Origin of the sequence: Microcoleus sp. PH2017_34_RAT_O_A (assembly GCF_020737885.1) — a bacterium.
In the GTDB taxonomy this organism is placed as follows: Bacteria; Cyanobacteriota; Cyanobacteriia; order Cyanobacteriales; family Microcoleaceae; genus Microcoleus.
In genome coordinates, this window is sequence record NZ_JAEQDD010000054.1 from 16,875 (window position 1) to 38,322 (window position 21,448).

The 21,448-nt window shown below is 45.5% G+C and carries 18 protein-coding genes; 14 read left to right on the forward strand and 4 right to left on the reverse strand.

Features of this window, described 5'->3' with window-relative positions; translation table 11 throughout:
• Positions 1–340: 340 nt before the first annotated feature.
• Positions 341–634 (forward strand): NAD(P) transhydrogenase subunit alpha, encoded by a 294-nt coding sequence (locus JGK11_RS18720; protein WP_106150865.1) that lies wholly within the window; start codon positions 341–343, stop codon positions 632–634.
• Positions 631–2,040 (forward strand): NAD(P)(+) transhydrogenase (Re/Si-specific) subunit beta, encoded by a 1,410-nt coding sequence (locus JGK11_RS18725; RefSeq protein WP_293212447.1) that lies wholly within the window; start codon positions 631–633, stop codon positions 2,038–2,040. The genes JGK11_RS18720 and JGK11_RS18725 overlap by 4 nt, the downstream gene beginning before the upstream one ends.
• 382 nt (positions 2,041–2,422) lie before the next feature.
• Here the strand turns inward: JGK11_RS18725 and JGK11_RS18730 are convergent, their stop codons facing one another.
• Together JGK11_RS18730 and JGK11_RS18735 are read right to left on the reverse strand one after the other, a co-directional pair.
• Positions 2,423–2,785, reverse strand: coding sequence for a DUF5615 family PIN-like protein (locus JGK11_RS18730; protein WP_293212448.1), 363 nt, complete (start codon positions 2,783–2,785; stop codon positions 2,423–2,425).
• Positions 2,785–3,126 carry a DUF433 domain-containing protein gene (locus JGK11_RS18735; protein WP_293212449.1) on the reverse strand — a complete coding sequence of 114 codons (342 nt, stop codon included), beginning with the start codon at positions 3,124–3,126 and terminating at the stop codon, positions 2,785–2,787. The genes JGK11_RS18730 and JGK11_RS18735 overlap by 1 nt, the downstream gene beginning before the upstream one ends.
• 305 nt (positions 3,127–3,431) lie before the next feature.
• On the opposite strand from JGK11_RS18735, the gene JGK11_RS18740 reads away from it, so the two are divergent.
• On the forward strand, positions 3,432–4,052 hold the full coding sequence (locus JGK11_RS18740) for a COP23 domain-containing protein (protein ID WP_293212450.1): 621 nt from the start codon (positions 3,432–3,434) through the stop codon (positions 4,050–4,052).
• A gap of 219 nt (positions 4,053–4,271) precedes the next feature.
• On the opposite strand, the gene JGK11_RS18745 is transcribed toward JGK11_RS18740, so the two are convergent.
• Positions 4,272–5,399, reverse strand: coding sequence for a GUN4 domain-containing protein (locus tag JGK11_RS18745; RefSeq protein WP_293212451.1), 1,128 nt, complete (start codon positions 5,397–5,399; stop codon positions 4,272–4,274).
• A gap of 87 nt (positions 5,400–5,486) precedes the next feature.
• Between JGK11_RS18745 and JGK11_RS18750 the strand changes: the two genes are divergently transcribed.
• From JGK11_RS18750 to JGK11_RS18795, 10 genes are all read left to right on the forward strand, one after another.
• Positions 5,487–5,636 carry a hypothetical protein gene (locus JGK11_RS18750; RefSeq protein WP_293212452.1) on the forward strand — a complete coding sequence of 50 codons (150 nt, stop codon included), beginning with the start codon at positions 5,487–5,489 and terminating at the stop codon, positions 5,634–5,636.
• 86 nt (positions 5,637–5,722) lie between these two features.
• Positions 5,723–6,049 carry a DUF433 domain-containing protein gene (locus JGK11_RS18755; protein WP_293212453.1) on the forward strand — a complete coding sequence of 109 codons (327 nt, stop codon included), beginning with the start codon at positions 5,723–5,725 and terminating at the stop codon, positions 6,047–6,049.
• A 123-nt stretch (positions 6,050–6,172) separates the two neighbouring features.
• Positions 6,173–6,868 carry a hypothetical protein gene (locus JGK11_RS18760; protein ID WP_293178182.1) on the forward strand — a complete coding sequence of 232 codons (696 nt, stop codon included), beginning with the start codon at positions 6,173–6,175 and terminating at the stop codon, positions 6,866–6,868.
• A gap of 62 nt (positions 6,869–6,930) precedes the next feature.
• Complete coding sequence (locus JGK11_RS18765; protein ID WP_293212480.1) at positions 6,931–7,254, forward strand: DUF433 domain-containing protein; 324 nt, start codon at positions 6,931–6,933, stop codon at positions 7,252–7,254.
• Positions 7,255–7,464: 210 nt separating this feature from the next.
• A complete protein-coding gene (locus JGK11_RS18770) occupies positions 7,465–10,011 on the forward strand; it encodes a protein-arginine deiminase family protein (RefSeq protein WP_293212454.1) in 2,547 nt (848 codons plus the stop codon).
• Between the two features lie 316 nt (positions 10,012–10,327).
• Entirely contained in the window at positions 10,328–10,567 is a 240-nt protein-coding gene (locus tag JGK11_RS18775; protein ID WP_293192917.1) for a DUF5615 family PIN-like protein, read from the forward strand.
• 194 nt (positions 10,568–10,761) lie between these two features.
• A complete protein-coding gene (locus JGK11_RS18780) occupies positions 10,762–11,853 on the forward strand; it encodes a hypothetical protein (RefSeq protein ID WP_293178188.1) in 1,092 nt (363 codons plus the stop codon).
• 215 nt (positions 11,854–12,068) lie between these two features.
• On the forward strand, positions 12,069–15,044 hold the full coding sequence (gene pruA, locus JGK11_RS18785; RefSeq protein ID WP_293196697.1) for an L-glutamate gamma-semialdehyde dehydrogenase: 2,976 nt from the start codon (positions 12,069–12,071) through the stop codon (positions 15,042–15,044).
• 517 nt (positions 15,045–15,561) lie between these two features.
• Positions 15,562–17,235, forward strand: a complete 1,674-nt coding sequence (locus tag JGK11_RS18790) for a glycosyltransferase family 39 protein (RefSeq protein WP_293212455.1) — start codon at positions 15,562–15,564, stop codon at positions 17,233–17,235.
• 280 nt (positions 17,236–17,515) lie between these two features.
• On the forward strand, positions 17,516–17,995 hold the full coding sequence (locus tag JGK11_RS18795; RefSeq protein WP_293178197.1) for a hypothetical protein: 480 nt from the start codon (positions 17,516–17,518) through the stop codon (positions 17,993–17,995).
• A 263-nt stretch (positions 17,996–18,258) separates the two neighbouring features.
• Here the strand turns inward: JGK11_RS18795 and JGK11_RS18800 are convergent, their stop codons facing one another.
• Positions 18,259–20,295, reverse strand: coding sequence for a S8 family serine peptidase (locus JGK11_RS18800; protein ID WP_293212456.1), 2,037 nt, complete (start codon positions 20,293–20,295; stop codon positions 18,259–18,261).
• Between the two features lie 104 nt (positions 20,296–20,399).
• On the opposite strand from JGK11_RS18800, the gene JGK11_RS18805 reads away from it, so the two are divergent.
• The gene (locus tag JGK11_RS18805) at positions 20,400–21,446 is read left to right on the forward strand and encodes a UPF0104 family protein (RefSeq protein WP_293212457.1); all 1,047 of its coding nucleotides are present in this window, start codon (positions 20,400–20,402) and stop codon (positions 21,444–21,446) included.
• Positions 21,447–21,448: the final 2 nt, after the last annotated feature.

Here is a 21,448-nt window from a genome sequence, read left to right on the forward strand (position 1 = left end):
GCGGCTACACAAACAATGTCCGCCTCCGCGGACTAATGAAGCCCCGGCGATTGAAATCGCGGCTACACAAACAATGTCCGCCTCCGCGGACTAATGAAGTTCTATAGTTACAGGGCTCTGCCTATCAGTGATACCAAATCTGGCTAGAATACCCCTTTTATTTCTTAGTCTGCGGAGGCAGACTTCGTTTGTGTAGTAGCGGTTTCAACCGCCGAATCATCTTTTATTTCTTAGTCTGCGGAGGCAGACTTCGTTTGTGTAGTAGCGGTTTCAACCGCCGAATCTTAATGCAAAACGCAACCGAGAACGAGTTATTTCCAATCACCAACTCACACTTATTATGGCAGAAGGATTGATTGCAGGTTTAGTGGTGTTTACCCTAGCATCGTTTGTGGGATTTGAAGTTATTAACAAAGTCCCACCGACGCTACATACACCTTTGATGTCGGGTTCTAATGCGATTTCAGGAATTGCGGTTTTAGGGGCGATTCTAATTTCAGGCCAAGGTAATGTGACTGTTACTTCGATTTTGGGGACGATCGCGATCGCCCTTGCCACAATTAACGTTGTTGCGGGTTTCTTAGTCACCGATCGAATGCTACAAATGTTCAAGAAAAAAGAGGTTAAAGCGTGAGTGATTTTCTGCCAAGTGCCATTCAACTAGGTTATTTAGTTGCCGCATCTTTGTTTATTGTCGGTTTGAAACAGTTGGGATCGCCCGCAACTGCGCGTCAAGGAAATGTGTTAGCTGCGATCGGGATGTTAATTGCGATCGTTGGTACATTACTAGAAAAGCAAGTAGTCAGCTACGAATTAATTGTAGTCGGAATTATCATTGGTTCGATCGCCGGAACAATCATGGCGAAAACCGTGGCGATGACGGATATGCCGCAGATGGTAGGTTTGCTTAACGGCTTTGGGGGCGCGGCTTCTGCCCTCGTGGCTGTGGGCGAATTCTGGCGCTATCTCAGCATTTCGGAATCGCCGGCACCTGACGCGACAATCACGATCCTTTTGGGCGTGTTGATTGGCGGAATCACTTTCACTGGTAGCCTTGTAGCGTTTGCGAAGCTGCAAGAATTGCTGCCGGGTGCGCCGATGACGTTTCCGCTACAACAGCCGTTTAATGCCATGCTGGCGATCGCGCTTTTAGCCGGCAGTGGCTATATGCTGACGAATCCCGAAAATGTGCCGGTATTCCTCGGTTTGGTGGCGATTTCCAATATTCTGGGAATCATGTTTGTGCTACCCATTGGGGGCGGCGATATGCCCGTGGTGGTGTCGCTGCTAAACTCTTATTCGGGGATTGCGGCGAGTGTGGCTGGGTTCATTTTGATGAACAATATGCTGATTATCGCTGGTGCATTGGTGGGCGCGTCGGGGATTATTTTGACGCAAATCATGTGTAAGGCGATGAATCGATCGTTGGGTAGCGTGCTGTTTAGCGCCTTTGGTAGCGGTGGCGGAAGTGCTGCGGCTGCTGGGGTTGCTGGTGGTGCGATCGACAAAACTGTTCGCAGTATCAATCTCGAAGAAAGTGCGATGATGTTAGGCTATGCGCGATCGGTAGTAATTATTCCCGGTTACGGGATGGCTGTAGCGCAAGCGCAGCACGCAGTACGCGAGTTAGCCGACGGTTTGGAAAAAATGGGCGTTGACGTGAAATACGCGATTCACCCGGTGGCTGGGCGGATGCCTGGGCACATGAATGTGCTGTTGGCGGAAGCAAATGTGCCTTATCCGCAGTTGTACGATATGGACGATATCAACCCGCAATTTGACGAAACCGATGTTGCTTTGGTAATCGGGGCGAATGATGTGGTGAATCCGGCGGCGCGTCACGATACGGCGAGCCCGATTTATGGGATGCCGATTTTGGAGGTTGATAAGGCTAAACATACGATCGTAATTAAGCGCGGGATGAGTGCTGGTTTTTCGGGTGTTGACAATGAGTTGTTTTATAAAGATAAGACAATGATGTTGTTTGGTAGCGCTAAGGATGTGGTTGCGAAGTTGGTTGCTGAGGTGAAGCAGTTGTAGGATTGCGAGGCCGAGAAACCGGGTTTTTTACGAAAAGACGCGCTGTAGTCGATATATTTGATGAAAAACCCGGTTTCTTTAGAGTTAGCAACCGTCTTGATTACTCGGCGGTTGAAACCGCGTCTATACAAACAAAGTCCGCCTGCGCGGACTAAGAAAATAAGCGGGTATTTAAGTCTAGTTTGATATCAATATTCTTCAGTCGGCGGAGGCCGACTTCGTTTATGTAGAAGCGATTTCAATCGCCGAATCTTATCTCAGAAAATAAGCGGGTATTTAAGTCTAGTTTGATATCAATATTCTTCAGTCGGCGGAGGCCGACTTCGTTTATGTAGAAGCGATTTCAATCGCCGATTCTTATCTATATTGTCCGCCAGATAAATTAATTTAACGGGATAAATTCAATCCGATCTTGATATTCATTTTCAAAAGATGCTCCCGCAATTTCAATTAATTCGTCAATCACTTTGCCCATATCTGCATTCAAGCGAATTGTGAGAATTCCCAGAACATGACGACCTTCGGCTGTATGATCTGACAAATGAACTGGCATTGAACGTCGGTTATTAGTAACGAGGATAAAGTTATTCTCCTCGCACCAACACAAGATTTCTGGATCTTTCGTTCCTTTCGGCGGAACACCTTCATCACCAACCATCAACACAACCAGATCGGATTGATGATACAAAAGCTGCACCCGATATTCAGGATCGATATTTTCGTCTAACAGATATTTGACACTCATTAATAAACTCGATCTAGTTGTTGAGATTTCTTATTTTGCTCTTTAAGCTGACGCATTTTCAAGACAAAAGGTGATGGATTGCGATCGTATTCAGCTTCAGCTTTGAGGCAATATTCTAACCAATCTCCTACATATTTACCTACTGTCTTTGTATTTTCCAGATAGTACAAAATCGTAGCATAAACTTGAGCCATAGTCACTGTCCGAAATTTTTGAGCTATGGCTTCAGGAGTTTGACCGCGGTGGATGTATTCGTAGAGAATGTGTTCGATACCGACGCGGGTTCCTTTGATGCGGATATCTTCTGGTGTTAAAAAATCAAAGTAATCTTCTAATTGCATGATGGTTTATCATTTTCACTGTGAGTTTTGAGTATATACTGAGTGTAACACGTCAGTTACTGCAACTTCGCCCAGTCCGGCAGGGAATTAATTCCGTGGCGGTTTTCGGGAATGCGTTACTTGGCTGATGTAGAAAATTTCAACTTATTTAGAACTTGCGTGTCGATGCCCAAGAAACCGGGTTTTTTGCAGTTTTTACGGTCTTTAACGAAGTATTGTCGAAAAAAACCCGGTTTCTGACTCCCCGTAAGTCCTATTATGATCGCTGTTGTTGTCTATCAAAACTTTATCGAGGATTCTGTACCGTGAGTAATAGTGGAAAGTTCTTTAACGTCGCAAACCTGACTATCGGCGTACTAGGTTTGTTAGCGGCTATTGGCGGTGCGGGAATTGCTGTTGTTCAAGGTTGGACACCCCTATTGGTTGGACAAAATACTCGTTTTTCCTGCCAACTTCAGCCAGATACTCAGCGGGGAGGTGACGTTTGGACTGTCATGTACCGTCACGATAAAGGTCAACAACCTTGGCTAAAAATGGTCACAACTTTAGGCGGTGATTATACGCCTGTAAGACGCTGCCAAATAATTTCTGAAAGCTTGAACGGTTATCGCAAAGATGGTTTAATTCGGTTAGCTTATAGAGAGGAGCCTAAGACGCCGAATCAATACGTGATTTGTGCTAAAACTAAGTTGAGTGGCGACGAGGTTTGTCCGCTGGTGTTGACGTTGAAGCCCGGTAGCGAAACAGAGGCTTATCAAGCAATGCGAGATATGACTGAAAATTTGTTGAATGGTGGTAATGCGGTTTATCAAAATAGCGATGGTAAGTTGGCAACTTCTCAGTTTTCTCCGTCTTCGCCAGAGATTGATTTAACTCCTTTTTTGGCTGAAGAGGATCGGATTGCTGGATCTAATTCTGCTAAGTGATATTATACTTAATAGCCAGCGAATGTCATTGCGAACGAAGTGAAGCAATCCCAGAGGCTTGCGATTGCTTCGCTTCACTACGTTTAGCTCGCAATGACATACAAAAATGAGGTCGATGGACATCAGATAAAACCCCACTGCCATGTATCGAAAACCAAGACACCGCATGACTTCGTGGATTTTGATGCGTTCACTATTCTTAATAAAAACTTGAAGTCTTTATAAGTTACAATCTACGAATCTATCCAGGAAAGAAGGACCACAAACCCCCATACAACCCACGGAACCCCACCACCCACCTGGGAGGTGAGCTTCGGGTGCATTGATATTAAAAGTAAGTCTACGCGATGAATACTGAAAGAAAGCAGAAACCGAATCTCCTTTCTTTTTCCAGCCGAGCGTCTCACTAAAAGCTTCCTTGACTGTTCCATCATAATTTTTCGCGCCACCGCCAAGACGTTGATAAATGCTCTTCTGTACAGAAAAGCCGAAGCGTCCATCACTGTATTTTACCCAAAGTCGATCCATCGCCCGCAAATCGGGACAGGAAAAATTTGCGACATCTTCCTTGCTTAGCCAATTTTCTTGTTGTATCCCCGCCACTTCTAACATTTTGTTATCAGTTTCTCGATCTGCTTCCTCCCACTGTCCAGCCGCCAATAAATCGCGCAGTTTAGTATAGTCTGCTTTAGCAAGGGGTTGATTTTCCCAAGACTGATTTGCCAGATAAGTTTTAATGGGAATTCCCCTCGGCAATTTATCCTTCGCCTGCCCGTGAACTGCAACCACTTTACCGCTAGCATCTAAAACAGGCGCGCCACTTATCCCAACAGAAACTTGAGCTGTATAGTTAATTCCATATCCCTCCGTCAACACAACATTAATCCTCGATACTGAACCTTCCAAAAATTCCGGTGCTAAATCTTCATTTTGAAGAACAGGAAAACCAGAAATATAGATTTTATGTCCTACTTTCAGCTCGTTAGAATCACCAAAATTGACACTTGGATAAGGACAACTTTCCCCAGCCGACTTAAACGTCACCACTGCTAAATCGTAAGTTGGACTTGTTTGAATGCTGTCAGTTGTATGACCTTGTTTATCCTGATAAGTTTGCAGTTTCAAACTATAGCCTTTAACCACATGACCGGCGGTGAGAACAGTGCAAACTCCCTTTTTTCCCGGTACAATAAACCCGGTACCGTGTCCGCCTTGATTTTCGTAGTAAATCAGCACGAGGCTCTTGTTAACCGTTTCAGCAATTTCTTGAGATGACTTCGGCTGGGAGCAACTTGTTAATGAGAGTCCGATGAGGGTGAAAATTAGCCAGCAAGAGCGCAATTTCATGAATTTTGCTGAGAGTTTTAGGGAATAAGGGAGTAAATGAATAATTTATACAACAGTGATGTGTTGTTTTCTAGGTAGGAGATTAATATGAAAGTATACCATTTTTTTGCGATCGTAGCTACGGGTAAGGAGATGGGAGCGATCGAAGGTGACAAGTTAAGATTTAGGACTTATGGACTCCGACAAAGAAACCGGGTTTTTACCGAATCTATCGACAGCAACGAAATATTTTCGTAAAAAACCCGGTTTCTGGGCCCATGCTAAGTCCTATTTTGTTATAATTTAGCTAGGATATTCTATCTGTAAAAATGGGATAGTAAATAATGACACTCACCGAATTAAAAATTGATCTAGCATCCTTAAATTCAGCCGACAAAGCAGCGGCTATAGAAATTTTACTTCAAACCTTAAGCACTGGTGCTATAGGCATTAAAAAGACTCCCGGCGTGTGTGGCGGCGATGCCTGTGTTGGCAATACTCGCATACAAGTTTGGGTACTTGTGGGTTATCGCCGTCTCGGATGCAGCGATGCTGAACTTTTTAAGTGCTATCCCCATTTGACTGCGGCTGACTTAGTAAATACTTGGGCTTATGCTGATGCTTACCCAGAAGAAATTGAACGAGGGATCGAAGAAAATGAGGAAGCCTAAAACATGGCACAAATTTCTGCGATCGAAGATTTTAAATATAATAAAATCCTAAAGAATTAATCGAACTGCCAAAGTTGTACTAACCTTAGATCTAAAGTCAATTAAATTCAAAAAAAATCAACTATGTCAGATAAACCTTTTAACATCCGCCAACTAGACGGCCTAGACTATGACGAAGCAGAACCCCTCCTGGAAGATTATCAGGAAACTCTAATCGAGTTATTTGTCAATTCTCCCGAAGGAGAAGAATACGGTAAAACTTATCCAGACGTTGGATCTTGGATATCGCAGTTCATTTATTACGCTTTCAGCTATGAAGGTTTTACACTACCTTGCATGAAAGTGGCAGATGTGGAAACTGTAATCGAAGACTTATTTCCCAGGAAAGTGACTTTGCTTTCGCCGGAAGACGGTGAAAATGCTATCCCGGAATTATTGGCGTTATGGCAATTTTTGAAACGAGAATTTAAACTGCAAAATGCCACTTCAATTATCAAATACCTGCGGGATATTGAGCCGGAATTTCAGGAGATTATGGAAGATTCTTCTAAATTCGGATTTGCCAAATCCTTTGTAACGCTCGGTCATCAAGCAGGGTTTGATATGAGTACGGAGGAAGGTCTAAAACAATTTCAGCAGATATATAATGCTAAAATTGCCCCTACGCTTGCATCTGAAAACTCCGATCTATTTGGATGGTCAAGCAAACCGATCGGTGGTAGTCCTGTCAATGGCTCTAAGGCAAGTAAAGCAAAGCAAAAAAAAGCCAAAAATATGGCGGCTGAATCGAGAAAACGCAACCGCACTAAGAAAAAATAAGGGTTTAGCAAGTATCTATCCTCACTTCACTCTTCTTCTGATTCTTCTCGCCATCTTGCTCGCTGCTTCCCGCCCGCGAAACTTCCAAACTAACAAAAAATCCGGTTGATAAAGCTAAACTCATCAGCATCCTAACTCAAACTTTAACCAACGGTTCTCTAGGCGTTAAAAAAACTCCCGGCGTGTGTGGCGGCGATGCCTGTGTTGGCAATACTCGCATACAAGTTTGGGTACTTGTCGGGTATCGCCGTCTCGGATGCAGCGATGCTGAACTTTTGAAGTGCTATCCCCATTTGACTGCGGCTGATTTAGTAAATGCCTGGGCTTATGCTGATGCTTACCCAGACGAAATTGAAACAGCAATAGCTAGAAATGAAGCAGCATAAAACATGGCGCAAATTACCCATAACAGAACTTACCGACTCCGACAAAGAAACCGGGTTTTTTACCTAATCTGTCGGTAGCAACAAAGTATTTTCGCGAAAAACCCGGTTTCTGGGCCCCATGCTAAGTCCTATTTGCCCAAACCTATCCTAAAATCTTACTAAATGCACCAAGATTAGGTAAAATCATCTGGGTGTCTGAGGATTAACTATATGCGCTGGGTTCGATATGTGGCGATCGCGATCGTCAATGCTTTCGGTGTCGTCATCGGTATAATTTGGGTTGCCATCCCTACGACAGTGGCTCAACCTACTCTAAACTACAAACTCGCACTCTCGGCGCGACAACCCGACGGCGACACTCCGCAATCCCTCCCGGAACTCTACAAATTGCGCGATCGCCTCAAGGTACGATTAGATAAACTTGCCCAAACTCCCGACAGCAGTCTGTTTTCTCCCGAATATTGGCAACCAGAAAGCCCCCGCAACCAATCCCAAACTCTTACGCAGCAACTCCAAAACCTTCAAAATCAGATTGAAATAGAAAAACAAGCCAAAAATAACTGGGACGAAGCTGCTAGATTAGCCTCCCAAGCCGTCGTCATTGGACGCACTTCTAAAGCCGATCCCGCTACTTGGGAACAGTCGCAACGCTTTTGGCAATTGGCTATCAATAACCTCCGGCTCATTCCCCACGGTTCTTTTTTGGCTGAACGGGCGATCGACAAAACCATCGAATATCAAGGAAACCTCACTCTCGCTACCTACGAATGGCAAGTAGCACGTTCTGCACAGAAAATTAGAGCCGAGGAAGAACAGGTAAGAGAAATTGCCAGAAAAGAACAAGAGAAGATAGAATTTGCTCGCCGCGAAATAGAGAGACAAGAACAAGAGAAAAAAGAACTCGCCCGCAGAGAAATAGAAAGACAAGAATTTGCAAGGCAAGAATTAGTCCGCAAAGAACAAGAAAAACAAGAACTCGCCCGCCAAGCAAAAGAAAGGGAAGAATTAGCACTAAAAGAACTCACAAGACAAGAATTAGAAAAGCAAGAACTCGCCCTAAAAGAACAACAAAGACAACAATTAGAACTCAATCAACAACCAACTCCTCAACCAACTCCCGAGTCAACCGCAACACCAACTCCCGAATCAACCGCAACCGCAACTCCCACCCCAGTTACGCCCGCAACCTCAGCGACCAACTTCTTCTTTGCCGGAGATACTAACAGAGACGGCAAAATTAATCAGGTAGACGAAGCCGGAAAAGAACAATGGTCATTGTCCAGCGGCGCGCTGATTGTGTATAACGATCGCAATAACGATCGCCGCAGCAAAATACCGACTTGGCAAGAAACCAAGGTTAGCGTTCCTCGCCGCGCAGCAATGCTTTCTCAAGTTAATTTAATCCTGTCGGAAAACTTCAAAGATTCTCAATTATTTATCACCGCTGACAGCATTGGCAGCTCTCACATCAGCGTTTTTCAGAAAACTGCCGACGGCTGGCTACCTGTAGATATATCCGGTACTAAACCCCTAATTTTCAACACGAATATTGTTTTAGGAGTGGAAGCAAAACAATTTGCCGATCGCAATTGGAACGGCCAGGTTAATCTCAAAGCAACTGCCGAAAACAACGGTCAACAAATCGCCACCACCACAATCCAAATGGGCGTTAGTCCTTGGATGATAGCACCAAATACAGCACCCGTAACAGAACTTCAGGTCAGCGACCGAGGCTCGGCTAACAGTGAATTTATCTCCCAACTCAAACAAGCTGTAGAACCCACGGGCGCTCAAGTAAAAATCATCCAGGGCGATAATGCTTGGATGCAAGACAGTCAGAAAAATGGCTACGTTCAAGTTCCCGAAAAATCCGATATGCGTCAAGTTAATGTCGCGATTAAAAGCCCTAGCAATTCAGCGCTCGACAAGCCGGCAAAGTCAACTCAGGAGCGAGATTTAAGAGTATTTAAAATTGGCAAACCTCGCTCTTTAGACCCTGTGAATCAGTGGTCTGATGGCTACGGCAATTTGCAAGTGACGCCACCGATTCCCGGACATCCAATGGGTCGAGTTTATTACGGAAATTCGGGGAATGCTGGTTTTAATCCTGAGGTACTTGATTTTATTCAAGCTCAAAGAATTCAAGGCCCAGCGGTGGATATTGATACTTCTTGGCTTTTGACTCGTCAAGTCGATGAAATTATCAATTTTATTCCCACTCAAACTCCCGGGAAGTATATAATGGCGATCGCCAGTCCAGAAGCCGGAGTTAGGCTGTTGGAAGAATTGGCGGGAAAAGGTTATGGTGATGTTACAATCAATCGCGGCTTGAGCACCGAAACTACAGTCAGGGCTGCATTGAATAATCCTGCTTTAATTCAACACAATCTCAATCTGCAAAAGCAGAAAATCTATCCGATTTTAGAGAAGTTGAAAAGAGAGTTTTCCCTCGCAGACGACCAAATCGTTCAGGTTCCAGCGATGTTTGGCTACAGCGGTTATGCTTGGTGGCCGAATATGGTCAATTCGGTGCCTGTTAACGGTAAGTTGTTAGTCTCAAATCCGCGCGGCCCGATAATTGATGGTCTAGATTACACTCAAGAAAGATTGCGCCAATTGCTGCTTCCTGCTGGTGTTAGCATGAGTTTTCTGGACGATAGATATTATCAAGAATTGAAAGGAAATGTACAGTCGGCGACGAATACTGTGAGGAAGCCTGAACCCCGGCCTTTTTGGCAATCTTTGCCTAATAATTGAGTATCTTGTAGGGGCTGGTTCGCCAAAAATTCCCGCCAAAAACCCACAATCTCAAAAACCCGCCCCCACCCAACGATAAATTCAAATGTACCAATTTTGTAGTCAAAGTAGGGTACGTCGCTACGATAATCTAGGTAATTTACGACAATATATGAGCGACGCACCCGCGCCGCGAGTGATATCGTTTCCGGTTGTATGGAAATGATTTAACCGCAGAGGGCGCAGAGGACACAGAGAGAGAATAGAGAGATTAATAATTCCTATGCAACGGGATTTGATATGAAAGTAGGGTGTGTCGCTGCGATAATCTCGGTAATTGACGACAATATATGAGCGACGCACCCGCGCCGCTGTTACAAACGAACGGGCAGTTTTGACACTAAATCGTATCGATTTTATTCGACTGCACGCTTCACAGCCTAACCATGCTGGTATCATTGTCTGTAAAGACGACCAACAGGACAGACAGAGGATGGCTACACGAATTTCGGAGGCTATTTCTAATGTGGAAACATTGACAGGGAGGCTCCTTAGAGTCAATCGTCCATCTCGATAAATATCAGAGGTTTTAAAAGTTGGTAAATTTGCGATCGCCCCAGCCGACAAATTTCTCATAAAATTGGCTTGTAGTGAGGACTTCAGTCCTAAGTGCGAAGGGGACGCTCGCGCCCTCAGCATCATTCGACCATCACCAGATTTAATATAACGTAAAATGTCTAAAAGCAGTATTTGTACAAAAAATTTAGTCCCATGAGTAACGAACAGGAAAAAAATCAAATTTTGACTCAGCAACCGGAAACAATTGCTACTGACAGCGATGAGTTCGCGAATACTGTCATTACCAATCCCCATACAACCTCCGAACCCGCAGAAACTCTCGCTGAAATCCCCCCAATTGAAGATGCTTTAGCAGCAACTTCCGAACCCCCAGAAACTCCTACAGAAAATCTCCCCAGTGAAAATGTTTTAGCAGCAACTTCCGAACCCCCAGAAACTCCTACAGAAAATCTCCCCAGTGAAAATGTTTTAACAGCAACTTCCCAACCCCCAGAAACTTCCGATGAAATTGCCGCACCCGAAAATATTTTAACGGCAATAGACGAAACAGAAACAATTCCAATTTCCGCCGAAAATGCCCCGGAAACCAGTCAAAATATCGGTGATTTACCTGTTACAAATTACACCGCAAATCCCGATCGCAAACCAAGTCGAATCTGGCAAATATTGGCAATTTTTCTGAGCGGAATGTTAGTCGGTTCCACGATAAGTCTCGGCAGTTTGCTCGCGTGGAGAATGTATCAAGAAAGAGCGAACCTTCAAATCAGATTGCCTTCCGACGTACCCCTACCGGAAAGCGCTCCCCCTGTTCCAACAGCGCGCGCCTACCGCCAGCCCGGAGTGCCCCCAGCACCCCAGCAGACACTGCCCGCCAACAGCGCACCATCGCCGAATCCGACTCAAGTACCATCGCTCTCAGGCGTTCCGCAACTTGCTTCCCCGTCACCGTTACCTTCTCCGGCGGCGTCTCCCGCTGCGGTGGAAACCCCTGTAACTGAGCGAGTTAGCTTTCCAGCAGGTGCTACCGGAACTACTCTCAGCAATAGTTTGCCAGCCAACAAATCGAAGCGCTACTTGCTAGAATGCAATAGCGGCCAAAGCATGACAGTAAAGGTTCAAGAAGGTCAAGTTAGTGCAGATATTATTGCTCCTAACGGTGAAAAAGTAGGTACTGTTGATAGCACAGGTCAGTGGCAAGGTCAACTAGCCAGCAGCGGCGATTATACTATTGAAATTTCGGGCGATCGCCAAGCAAACTACGGAGTGAAAATTGAAGTCAAATAGCCAGTATAATTGTATCAGGGGGTAGTTGCACAATAGATCGACCCGCCCTGGTTGCCAATGGGAGCATCTCAGTTTTGTAAAAAGCATTTTTTTTATTGTAGTGCGAGCGTCCCCGCTCGCGTATTGTACAATACGCGAGCGGGGACGCTCGCACTGTAAATGCAAAAGTGAGATGCTCCCGTTGCCAATTACCCATTACCAATTACTAATTACCAATGGTCGCACAAGTATCTCCAAGCATCTACGAAGCAAAGACTCAGGAAATTGCTAAAGAAATCCTTAAGGCAACTCAAGACAAAAAGCGATCGTTTTTCGGTCAATTGCAAGACCAAATGCGTTGGGACGATAAACTGATGGATTGGGCAATGGCTAGCCCCGGACTGCGCGTGCAATTGTTTCGATTTATTGACTGTTTACCCGCACTCCGCAGCAAGCCGGAAATTGCCCGCCACTTGCAAGAATACCTGACTGTGGAAGAGGTAGAATTGCCGGAAGCTTTGAAAAAATTGCTAAGTTTTACTAACGCTGATTCGATTCCTGGACAATTGGCGGCGACGACGGTTGCACCTGCTGTAGAAACTTTGGCGCACAAGTATATTTCTGGGGAAAATATCAAGCAGGTAATTAAAACCTTAGAACGACTTCGCAAAGATAAAATGGGTTTTACAGTTGACCTTTTGGGCGAAGCTGTGATTACTGAAACTGAGGCGGAAGTTTATCTGAATCGCTATTTGGAATTGATGACCGAATTGAGCAGTGCAGCTAAGAATTGGTCGCAGGTAGATGCGATTGATAAGGCTGACGGCGAAACTCTGCCGCGAGTGCAAGTATCTGTCAAGTTAACGGCTTTTTATTCTCAGTTCGATCCGCTGGATGCGAAAGGCAGCGAGGAAAAAGTTAGCGAGAGAATTCGCCTGTTATTGCGGCGCGCTAAAGAGTTGGGTGCGGCTGTTCACTTCGACATGGAACAGTACGAATATAAGAGTTTAACTCTCAGCATTCTCAAAGACTTATTGTTAGAGGAAGAGTTCCGCAGTCGCACAGATGTCGGAATTACAATGCAGGCATATTTGCGTGATAGCAAACAAGATTTGCAAGGCATTATTGCTTGGGCGAAAAAACGCGGAAATCCGGTAACGGTGCGTGTGGTGAAAGGCGCTTACTGGGATCAGGAAACTATCAAGGCGATGCAGAAGGATTGGCCGCAGCCTGTCTACAATGACAAGGTTGCTACGGATGCAAATTTTGAGCAGATGACTCAGTTACTGCTGGAAAATCACGAATATTTGTATGCTGCGATCGCAAGTCACAACGTCCGATCGCAAGCCAGGGCGATCGCGATTGCCGAGACTCTCAATATACCGCGCCGCCGCTTTGAGATGCAAGTGCTGTACGGTATGGGCGACAAACTGGCTAAGCTTTTAGTCGATCGCGGTTATCGCGTCCGAGTATACTGTCCCTACGGCGATTTGCTCCCAGGTATGGCTTATTTAATCCGCCGATTGCTGGAAAATACCGCCAACAGTTCGTTTATTCGGCAAAGTTCCGAAGAAATGCCGATCGAACAATTATTAGCCGCCCCAGTCGCTAATGGCAACGACCAGATAGCTTACAGCAAAGTATTTCCCAACGTCGCCGATACCGACTACGCCAATACCAAATTGCGGCAACAAGCAGAAGCAGCCATCAAATCAGTGCGCGCCAACCTAGGTAAAACATATTTGCCACTAATCGATGGCGAGTACCAAAACACCGAAACAACAGTTAATTCCCTCAACCCTTCCAATCCCGCAGAAGTAGTCGGAAAAATCGGATTGCTGTCTGAAGAACAAGCCAAACAAGCCCTAGAAGCAGCCAAAGCAGCCTCCACAAGTTGGCGCAAAACCCCCGTCCGCCAGCGCGCCGGAGTCCTCCGCAAAGCAGCCGAATTGATGGAACAGCGGCGCCACGAACTGTCAGCTTGGATGGTGTTTGAAGTCGGCAAACCAGTCAGAGAATGCGATGCCGAAGTTTCCGAAGCCATTGATTTTTGTCGCTACTACGCCGACGAAATGGAACGGTTGGAACAAGGGCAAAATTACGACATCCCCGGAGAAAACAACCGCTATACCTATCAACCGCGCGGCATTTCTCTGATTATTTCACCTTGGAATTTTCCCCTGGCAATTCCCGTCGGGATGACAGTTGCATCGCTAGTTGCAGGTAACTGTACCTTACTCAAGCCTGCGGAATTTTCCACAGTAATTGCTGCAAAGATAGCTGAAATTTTGCTAGAAGCAGGCATCCCCAAAGGCGTATTTCAATACGTACCTTGCAAAGGTTCAACAGTCGGCGCTTACATGGTGAAACATCCCGACGTTCACATGATTACCTTCACAGGTTCTCAGGAAGTTGGCTGTCAGATTTATGCCCAAGCTGCGATTTTGCAACCGGGACAAAAACACCTGAAGCGAGTAATTGCGGAAATGGGTGGCAAGAATGGAATTATTGTCGATGAAAGTGCGGATTTAGACCAAGCAGTTGCTGGCGTAGTTTATTCTGCCTTTGGATATAGCGGTCAAAAATGTTCCGCTTGTTCGCGAGTAATTGTGGTCGAGTCGGTGTACGATGCTTTTGTGGAAAGATTGGTAGAAGCAGCGCGATCGCTCAATGTCGGCCCTGCTGAAAATCCCGGCACTCAAGTCGGGCCTGTCATCGATGCTACGGCGCAGTCGCGCATCCGCGAATACATCGAAAAAGGTCGCGCTGAAGCTAAGATAGCCTTAGAAATGGCCGCGCCCCAAACAGGCTATTTTGTCGGCCCAGTGATTGTGACGGAAGTAGCGCCGACTGCAACTCTCGCCCAAGAAGAAATTTTCGGCCCAGTTTTGTCGGTGATTCGGGCTCATAATTTCGATGAGGCGATCGCAATTGCTAACGATACGAATTTCGCTTTAACTGGTGGATTGTATTCTCGCACGCCTTCGCATATCGATCGCGCCAAAGCCGATTTTGAAGTCGGAAATCTGTACATCAATCGCGGAACTACCGGCGCTGTGGTATCGCGCCAACCCTTCGGAGGATTCAAACTTTCGGGAGTTGGTTCCAAAGCGGGCGGCCCGGATTATTTGCTGCAATTCCTCGAACCTCGTACTATAACTGAAAATATTCAGCGCCAAGGTTTTGCACCGATTGAAGGAGTAGACGATTAATCAGTTGACAGTTGACAGTTGACAGTTGACAGTTGACGATTTGTAGGGGCGAAGCATTTCGGCAGTAAATCTCTGATTCTCACTCATAAGTTATGTGCCGAAATGCTTCGCCCTCTGCAAAAACCAGATGCACCTGTCCTCACTACAAACCATGTTGTCTGTAAGGACTTCAGTCCTCTCTCTGGCTATTAAGAAAGAAAGAAGCACTAATACCATTTTTTTAAAGTTATGACAGACTTTAGAAAACAGGGAAAGGGGATCATCCCGATTGTACAAACATATCCGCAAGGGCGAAGCATTCGCGCCTGTATCCTATCGACTATAGGAGAGATTGTCAGCGCGAATGCTTCGCCCCTACAAAAACGGGATGCTCTGAGCGTGAAAGTGGATTAATTACAATGTCTTGTCGTCCTCGATCTCTATCGGATCTTTAGACAGAAGGACTAAAGTCCTCACTACGAACCGTGTTGTCTGTGGGTGACATCAAAAAAGTTCTGCGAGATTAGCTAGCTAAAAAATGGAATCTACTGAAAATCGCGATCGACTAAATTCTCACAACCCTCCACTTGAGAAGTGGTTGCGATTTTTAATTATAGCCGTATTGGCGATCGGCATTTTATTTCGATTTGTCAATCTCGATCGCAAATTCTACTGGATCGACGAAAACTATACTTCCTTAAGAGTTTCCGGCTACACCGAAGCCGAAATTATCAAACAAATTTCATACCAGAAAATAACTTCGCCCTCGGATTTACAAAAATACCAGCAGATCAACTCCCAAAAAACTTTAAGCAATACCCTCAATTCCTTAACAACCGAAGACCCCCAACACCCGCCACTCTATTACATACTAGCGCGATTTTGGGCGCAATGGTTCGGCAGTTCCGTGGCAACAATGAGAAGTTTGGCCGCCGTCATTAGCTTGCTAGTATTTCCCGCCATTTATTGGCTGGCTTGGGAGTTATTTGAATCCTCTGCTGTGGCTTGGATGGCGATCGCAATTCTCGCCATTTCTCCCTACCACATCCTGTTTGCCCAAGAAGCCAGACAGTACAGTTTGTGGACATTAACTACCATTTTATCCAGTGCAGCCTTATTGCGAGCAATGCGCCCGGATGTCAATCAAAATCCAATGTTGCTGATTTCTCACTGGACACTATACGCAGTCACAGCAGCAATGGGATTGTACACCCACTTATTATTTATCTGCGTAGCCGCAGCCCACGCAATCTACGTCGCAGTTATTGCCAACTGGCGCGATGTTAAAACATTTATTGCCTATTATGCAGCAGCAATGGTCGCCTTAATTGGCTTCATGCCTTCCCTCGTAAATATTGTCGAAAACTTCAATCAAGTTAGAAGTACCACAGTATGGGCAGAACAAACAAATCTCTTCAGATTAGTCAGCAGGTGGGTGGGCGCAGTCAGCATAGGATTTTTTGATATTGGGATTGATGGCACTGCCAACGCCGCACAACTAGCCTTGGTAATTCCCGTTGGCATCCTGATTCTAGCTTTAGTCGGCTATTCCCTTTATTTTCTATGCCGGCAAACACCAAAACGGGTTTGGTTGTTGATATTATTGTTAATTGCCACAACTGCCTTATTTTTGGCAGTGCCCGATATACTTAAAGGCGGGAGGCGATCGGCAAATCCGCGATATTTAGTTCCTTGTTATGTGGGAATTCAGCTAGCAGTTGCTTACCTGCTGTCTGTGAAAATTAGCAACAATTTTGATAACTCAAAACTGCAAAGACTGTGGAAAATAGTTATAGTTGCACTGTTTTGTGCAGGCATCATCTCCGGTGGAGTTAGTTCTCAAGCCGATAGTTGGTGGAATAAAGGCAGCGGTTGGTTGCGTGCGGAATTAGAAGTCGCAGCGACTGTCAATTCTGCAAGCAATCCCTTAATTATCAGCGATGCGAATATCGCATACATCATGCCTTTAAGTTATCGCCTGCAACCAAAAGTCAAACTGCTAATCCAACCCCGCTGTTACACTTCTTGTTACACAAATCGAGAGTTGGCACGAAAAAAACCAGAACCTCCGAAAATTCCCAGCGGTTTGGGCGAGTTGTTTTTATACAGGCCTTCCTCAGATTTGCGATCGGCAATTGGGCAACAAAACTATCAAATAGATCCGGTTGGCGGTAATGTCGAACTCAATCTGTGGAAACTCACCAAAAAATAATTTATAGCGGTTCTCAAAAAAGTGAGGTACGTTGTTGGGATGGGAGCCCTCTTATATTTATTATATAGTAAGCGAGGTCGCATAAAAAACTCCATTTATAGTCACACCTCATCTTTCTGAGAAAGGCTATAAAAACATTAACTAATCAAAATCTGGTTTGCCGGGAAATACTGCCCAGAAACCTGGTTTTTGGAACTATGTCGCAAGTATAATAGAACATAATTACTTTTTGCGGTAAGCTATGATTTAAGAATCACAAACATAACATCAAAAATCTAAAATGACAGTAACTGAAACCTCCAATATTCGCAGACTGCTGTGCGATCCAGATTTAGGGCTAATCCCTCATCTAGAAAAGTGCCTGCAAGATTTGCACTCTTCCTCGATCGCCAATGGAGAGAAATTTAAGCTAGAACCTTACGATATCGAACTCAACAACTGCCACACTCAGAAGCATCCCAACGACCAAAAACCCCTTGTCACTCAGTCAGTGTTAATGAAAATTCCCCTGACTGGGAAAGTTCAAGACAAGATGCACCTGTATCTGATCGCAAGTGAGTTGCAGAACCAAATCGATATCAAAATTATCGACTGGAGTGCCTTAGAACGCCGCCAATACGACATTCACGGCATCCCCTTAAAGCAGCCGATTACCAAAATAGATGGCGAGATGAATTACGAGTTAGTATTCGATCGACCAGGCTACTGCTGCATCACCCTGTGCCGTCAATTTGACTTGACTTACGCCGCCAATTATTAAGTTTTTAGGTACGTTGTTGCGCTTGAGCGCTCTTATAGCGGTTATCAGAAAGATGAGGTATGTTGTTGGGCTTCAGCCCTCTTGGTTTAAGGGTTATATAAGCTGTCAGTTATACCTCATCTTTTTGAGAAAGGGTATATATATTTAGGCGCTCTGATATATATATTGAAAGAGCGCTGAAGCGCAACTACGTACCTTTGAAAGAGCGCTGAAGCGCAACTACGTACCTTTGAAAGAGCGCTTAAGCGCAACAACGTACCTTTTTAAACCGATCGACTCGCCGTTTCCGCCAGAATCTGCTTAATTTGAGCAGGAGTCAGACTGGGATTGGCTTGCAACATCAAAGCTATCACCCCGGATACGTGCGGCACTCCCATGGAAGTACCCGCAAAATATCGATAGGGAACCCCCGGTTGAGAAAGCGACACCGTTGAATAAACGTCCCCAGCATCAGCCCTGCCGCCGTCGCCACCCGGAGCGACAAAATAACTAATTGTGTTAGATCCCGCCCGGTTAGAATAATCGGTAAACAAGCCATTCCGGTTAACTCCACCGACAGTAATGCCTACCTCAGTTGCAAACCTACCCGGATAATCTACATCCGGGCGAGCATCATTTCCTGCCGCCGAAATCACCACCACGCCCTTAGCTTCCGCCGCTTGAATCGCGCTCAACTCTTGCTCGTTGAACTGTTGACCGCCAAAACTTACATTAATTATCTTTGCCCCATTTGCCACCGCATAATTAATCGCATTAATTTCATCCCTAATTTTGCCTACTCCTGTGCTGTTGAGTATTTTCAAAGGCATAATCTTGGCAGTCGGAGCCGTTCCAGTTATTCCCACTCCATCCTTTTTCGCAGCAACTAAACCCGAGATATGAGTGCCATGATTGTTATCATCCATTGGATCGTTATCGTTGTTGGCAAAATCCCATCCCCGGAAATCATCTACAAAGCCATTGCCATCATCATCTACGCCGTTGCTAGCTTTATTTCTACCTGCGGCATCAACGCCATTTTCCCCCCCATTGCTCCAAACATTCCCTGCTAAATCTGGGTGATTGTAGTCAATGCCGCTGTCGATAACTGCTACGACAATGCCATCTCCAGTCAAGCCCTTCGCCCAAACTTCTGGAGCTTTAATTAAGTCTCTGCCCCACTCATCGCCGCCCAAGTCGGGAACATCAGGAAAAGTTGGCACACCTTGAGCTTTAGCAACTGCCGCCGCTGCATTCACCAAACCGAACCCAAAACGAGAGTCAAAACCCGGTGAGTTGCTGGGATTGTCAGGAACAATAGTTGCAGGAGTTGCAGATAAATTTAGGGTAAAATTTGTATTACCTTGGTTTTGATAAACTCGGACAAAGTATGTTCCGGCTGCCAAATTTTTGAGATCGATAGACTCTGGCGATAAACCGGGTTCTTTAGCAGAAGCAATAATATCGGTAAAGTCAATAGAATTGTCGCCGTTAATATCTTTAATCACAGCCACGTCAACATCGGCACTAAAACCGCTGACAGTTAATTTAAAGTCGTTATTTGCAGGCAAAGTAAAGCGATAAAGGTTGTCTGGGCGGGCGTTGCTAACCGAGTCAGCGATGGTTTGAGTGCTGCTCAAAACGCCTAAATCTCGGGCTTGGCTGAGTTGGTTGCCCAATACGGCATTTGCAGAGATGAACTTACCGCTGAGGTTTTGTGGTGATGTGTTGGCGACTAAGCCTAAAATAGCACCGGATTGGCGAATTTTAATTACTGTATTGGGAGTGCCGGAAACTGTTTCTAAAGTGAGGTCTGCTTCGGTAAGATTGTCAGTTAGTCCGATCGCATCCTCAAAACTGTTAAAGTCAGCGATCGCGTCTGCAACAGCCGGATCTGAGACTGGGGAGTTGCTGCGAAGGACAAAGGTATCTGCGCCCAAACCCCCTGTCAGCGTATCTTTGCCTCCATCGCCCATTAAAACGTCGCTACCGTTGCCGCCGTTGAGGCTATCATCTCCCCTACCTCCTTGCAAGGTATCGCTGCCCTTACCGCCAAATAGGAAGTCATTGCCGGCACCGCCGTTAAGCAAGTCATTCCCGACACCACCGAAGAGAGTATCGGAATTGCCACCGCCGAGGAGTCTGTCGTTACCATTATCACCGCTGAGGCGATCGGCATCCGAGGCACCGACAATAAAATCATTACCTCCGAGGGCAAAAAGTCCGTTACGATAAGGAGTCAAAAAGCCCGGAGTTAATGCGAAACTATTGGCGCTATCATCTAAAAGATAGGAAAATCCGTCGGGGCTCGGGCCGGCCATAAAAATTTACTCCTTAAATTGCGATCGATCTAAATTTTAGATTTCAAACATGAAATTGTCCTTAATAAATCTACCATCCCAAATTCATTAATCAGGATCGGAAAATGGGAAAACAACACTTGCATCGAATTCAGAATTTTTTCAACCTCGCCAAATCACGTTTAAAGCCTTATTTGCGCTATGTGATTTTGGGCGGCACGTTTTTATTTATTGCCAAAGCTTTTGTAAGTCATTGGCAAGAAGTCGCTAATATCCGAATTCGAGCCGAAAGTTTTCCGTTATTGGCGATCGCGGTTGGTATCACGTTACTGTCTCTAATTTTTGTCGGCTGGGTGTGGATGTTGATTTTGCGCGAATTCCGCCAACCTGTCAATGCCGCCTGGGCGATTCAAGTTTTTCTCAAGACTAATATTGCCAAGTATTTACCGGGGAATATTTGGCATTTTTGGGGTCGCATCTTGGAGGCCAAAAAGGCAGGCATTGCGCCCAAAGCTGCTACTCTCAGCGTCTTGCTGGAACCGTTGCTGATGGCTTCTGCGGGCGTGCTGATTGGGTTGATTTGTTTTGAGGGCGCCGATGGCTATTTGCGAATTGTCGGCTGTGCTGCTATTTTAATAGCCATTCATCCCCGAATTTTAAATCCGATCGTCCTATTTGTAGAGCGGTTGAAGTTATCCAAGAACAAGGGGGAAAATTCAGAGGTTGGGGATGCTGCGGGCGATCGACTAATTTCGCCTTTAGAGTCTAGCTCCAATCTAGCTAAAAAAATATCTAATGTCAAGTCCGAGCGCCAAAATAATTTGCCAATAAAACGCTATCCTTTAGTGCCGTTAATCGGACAAATCTGTTTTATCGGATTGCGGGGCAGCGGTTTTTTGCTAACGGTAATGGCTTTAAATCCGGTAAATTTTATCGATATTCCCAACTTGTTCGGTGCTTTTGGTTTGGCGTTTGTTGTGGGTTTGGTTGTACCGGGTGCGCCGGGGGGGATGGGAGTATTTGAAGCAACGGCGATCGCCCTTTTGGACGATCGCTTTTCTGTGGGTATAATTTTGAGTGCAGTCGCTTTGTATCGGATTATCAGCATTCTGGCGGATGTTTCCGGTGCTGTTTTGGCGAAAATTGATAGGAGGCGCGATCGATTTATGTAGGG

Bases quoted from the DNA above. Each gene is read 5' to 3' on its own strand.
- JGK11_RS18750 (WP_293212452.1), top strand. From the start codon at position 5,487: ATGAAAGTATACCATTTTTTTGCGATCGTAGCTACGGGTAAGGAGATG.
- JGK11_RS18755 (WP_293212453.1), top strand. From the start codon at position 5,723: ATGACACTCACCGAATTAAAAATTGATCTAGCATCCTTAAATTCAGCC.
- JGK11_RS18795 (WP_293178197.1), top strand. From the start codon at position 17,516: ATGACAGTAACTGAAACCTCCAATATTCGCAGACTGCTGTGCGATCCA.
- JGK11_RS18805 (WP_293212457.1), top strand. From the start codon at position 20,400: ATGGGAAAACAACACTTGCATCGAATTCAGAATTTTTTCAACCTCGCC.
- JGK11_RS18800 (WP_293212456.1), bottom strand. From the start codon at position 20,295: ATGGCCGGCCCGAGCCCCGACGGATTTTCCTATCTTTTAGATGATAGC.
- JGK11_RS18720 (WP_106150865.1), top strand. From the start codon at position 341: ATGGCAGAAGGATTGATTGCAGGTTTAGTGGTGTTTACCCTAGCATCG.
- JGK11_RS18790 (WP_293212455.1), top strand. From the start codon at position 15,562: ATGGAATCTACTGAAAATCGCGATCGACTAAATTCTCACAACCCTCCA.
- pruA (WP_293196697.1), top strand. From the start codon at position 12,069: ATGGTCGCACAAGTATCTCCAAGCATCTACGAAGCAAAGACTCAGGAA.
- JGK11_RS18780 (WP_293178188.1), top strand. From the start codon at position 10,762: ATGAGTAACGAACAGGAAAAAAATCAAATTTTGACTCAGCAACCGGAA.
- JGK11_RS18730 (WP_293212448.1), bottom strand. From the start codon at position 2,785: ATGAGTGTCAAATATCTGTTAGACGAAAATATCGATCCTGAATATCGG.
- JGK11_RS18760 (WP_293178182.1), top strand. From the start codon at position 6,173: ATGTCAGATAAACCTTTTAACATCCGCCAACTAGACGGCCTAGACTAT.
- JGK11_RS18745 (WP_293212451.1), bottom strand. From the start codon at position 5,399: ATGAAATTGCGCTCTTGCTGGCTAATTTTCACCCTCATCGGACTCTCA.
- JGK11_RS18770 (WP_293212454.1), top strand. From the start codon at position 7,465: ATGCGCTGGGTTCGATATGTGGCGATCGCGATCGTCAATGCTTTCGGT.
- JGK11_RS18735 (WP_293212449.1), bottom strand. From the start codon at position 3,126: ATGCAATTAGAAGATTACTTTGATTTTTTAACACCAGAAGATATCCGC.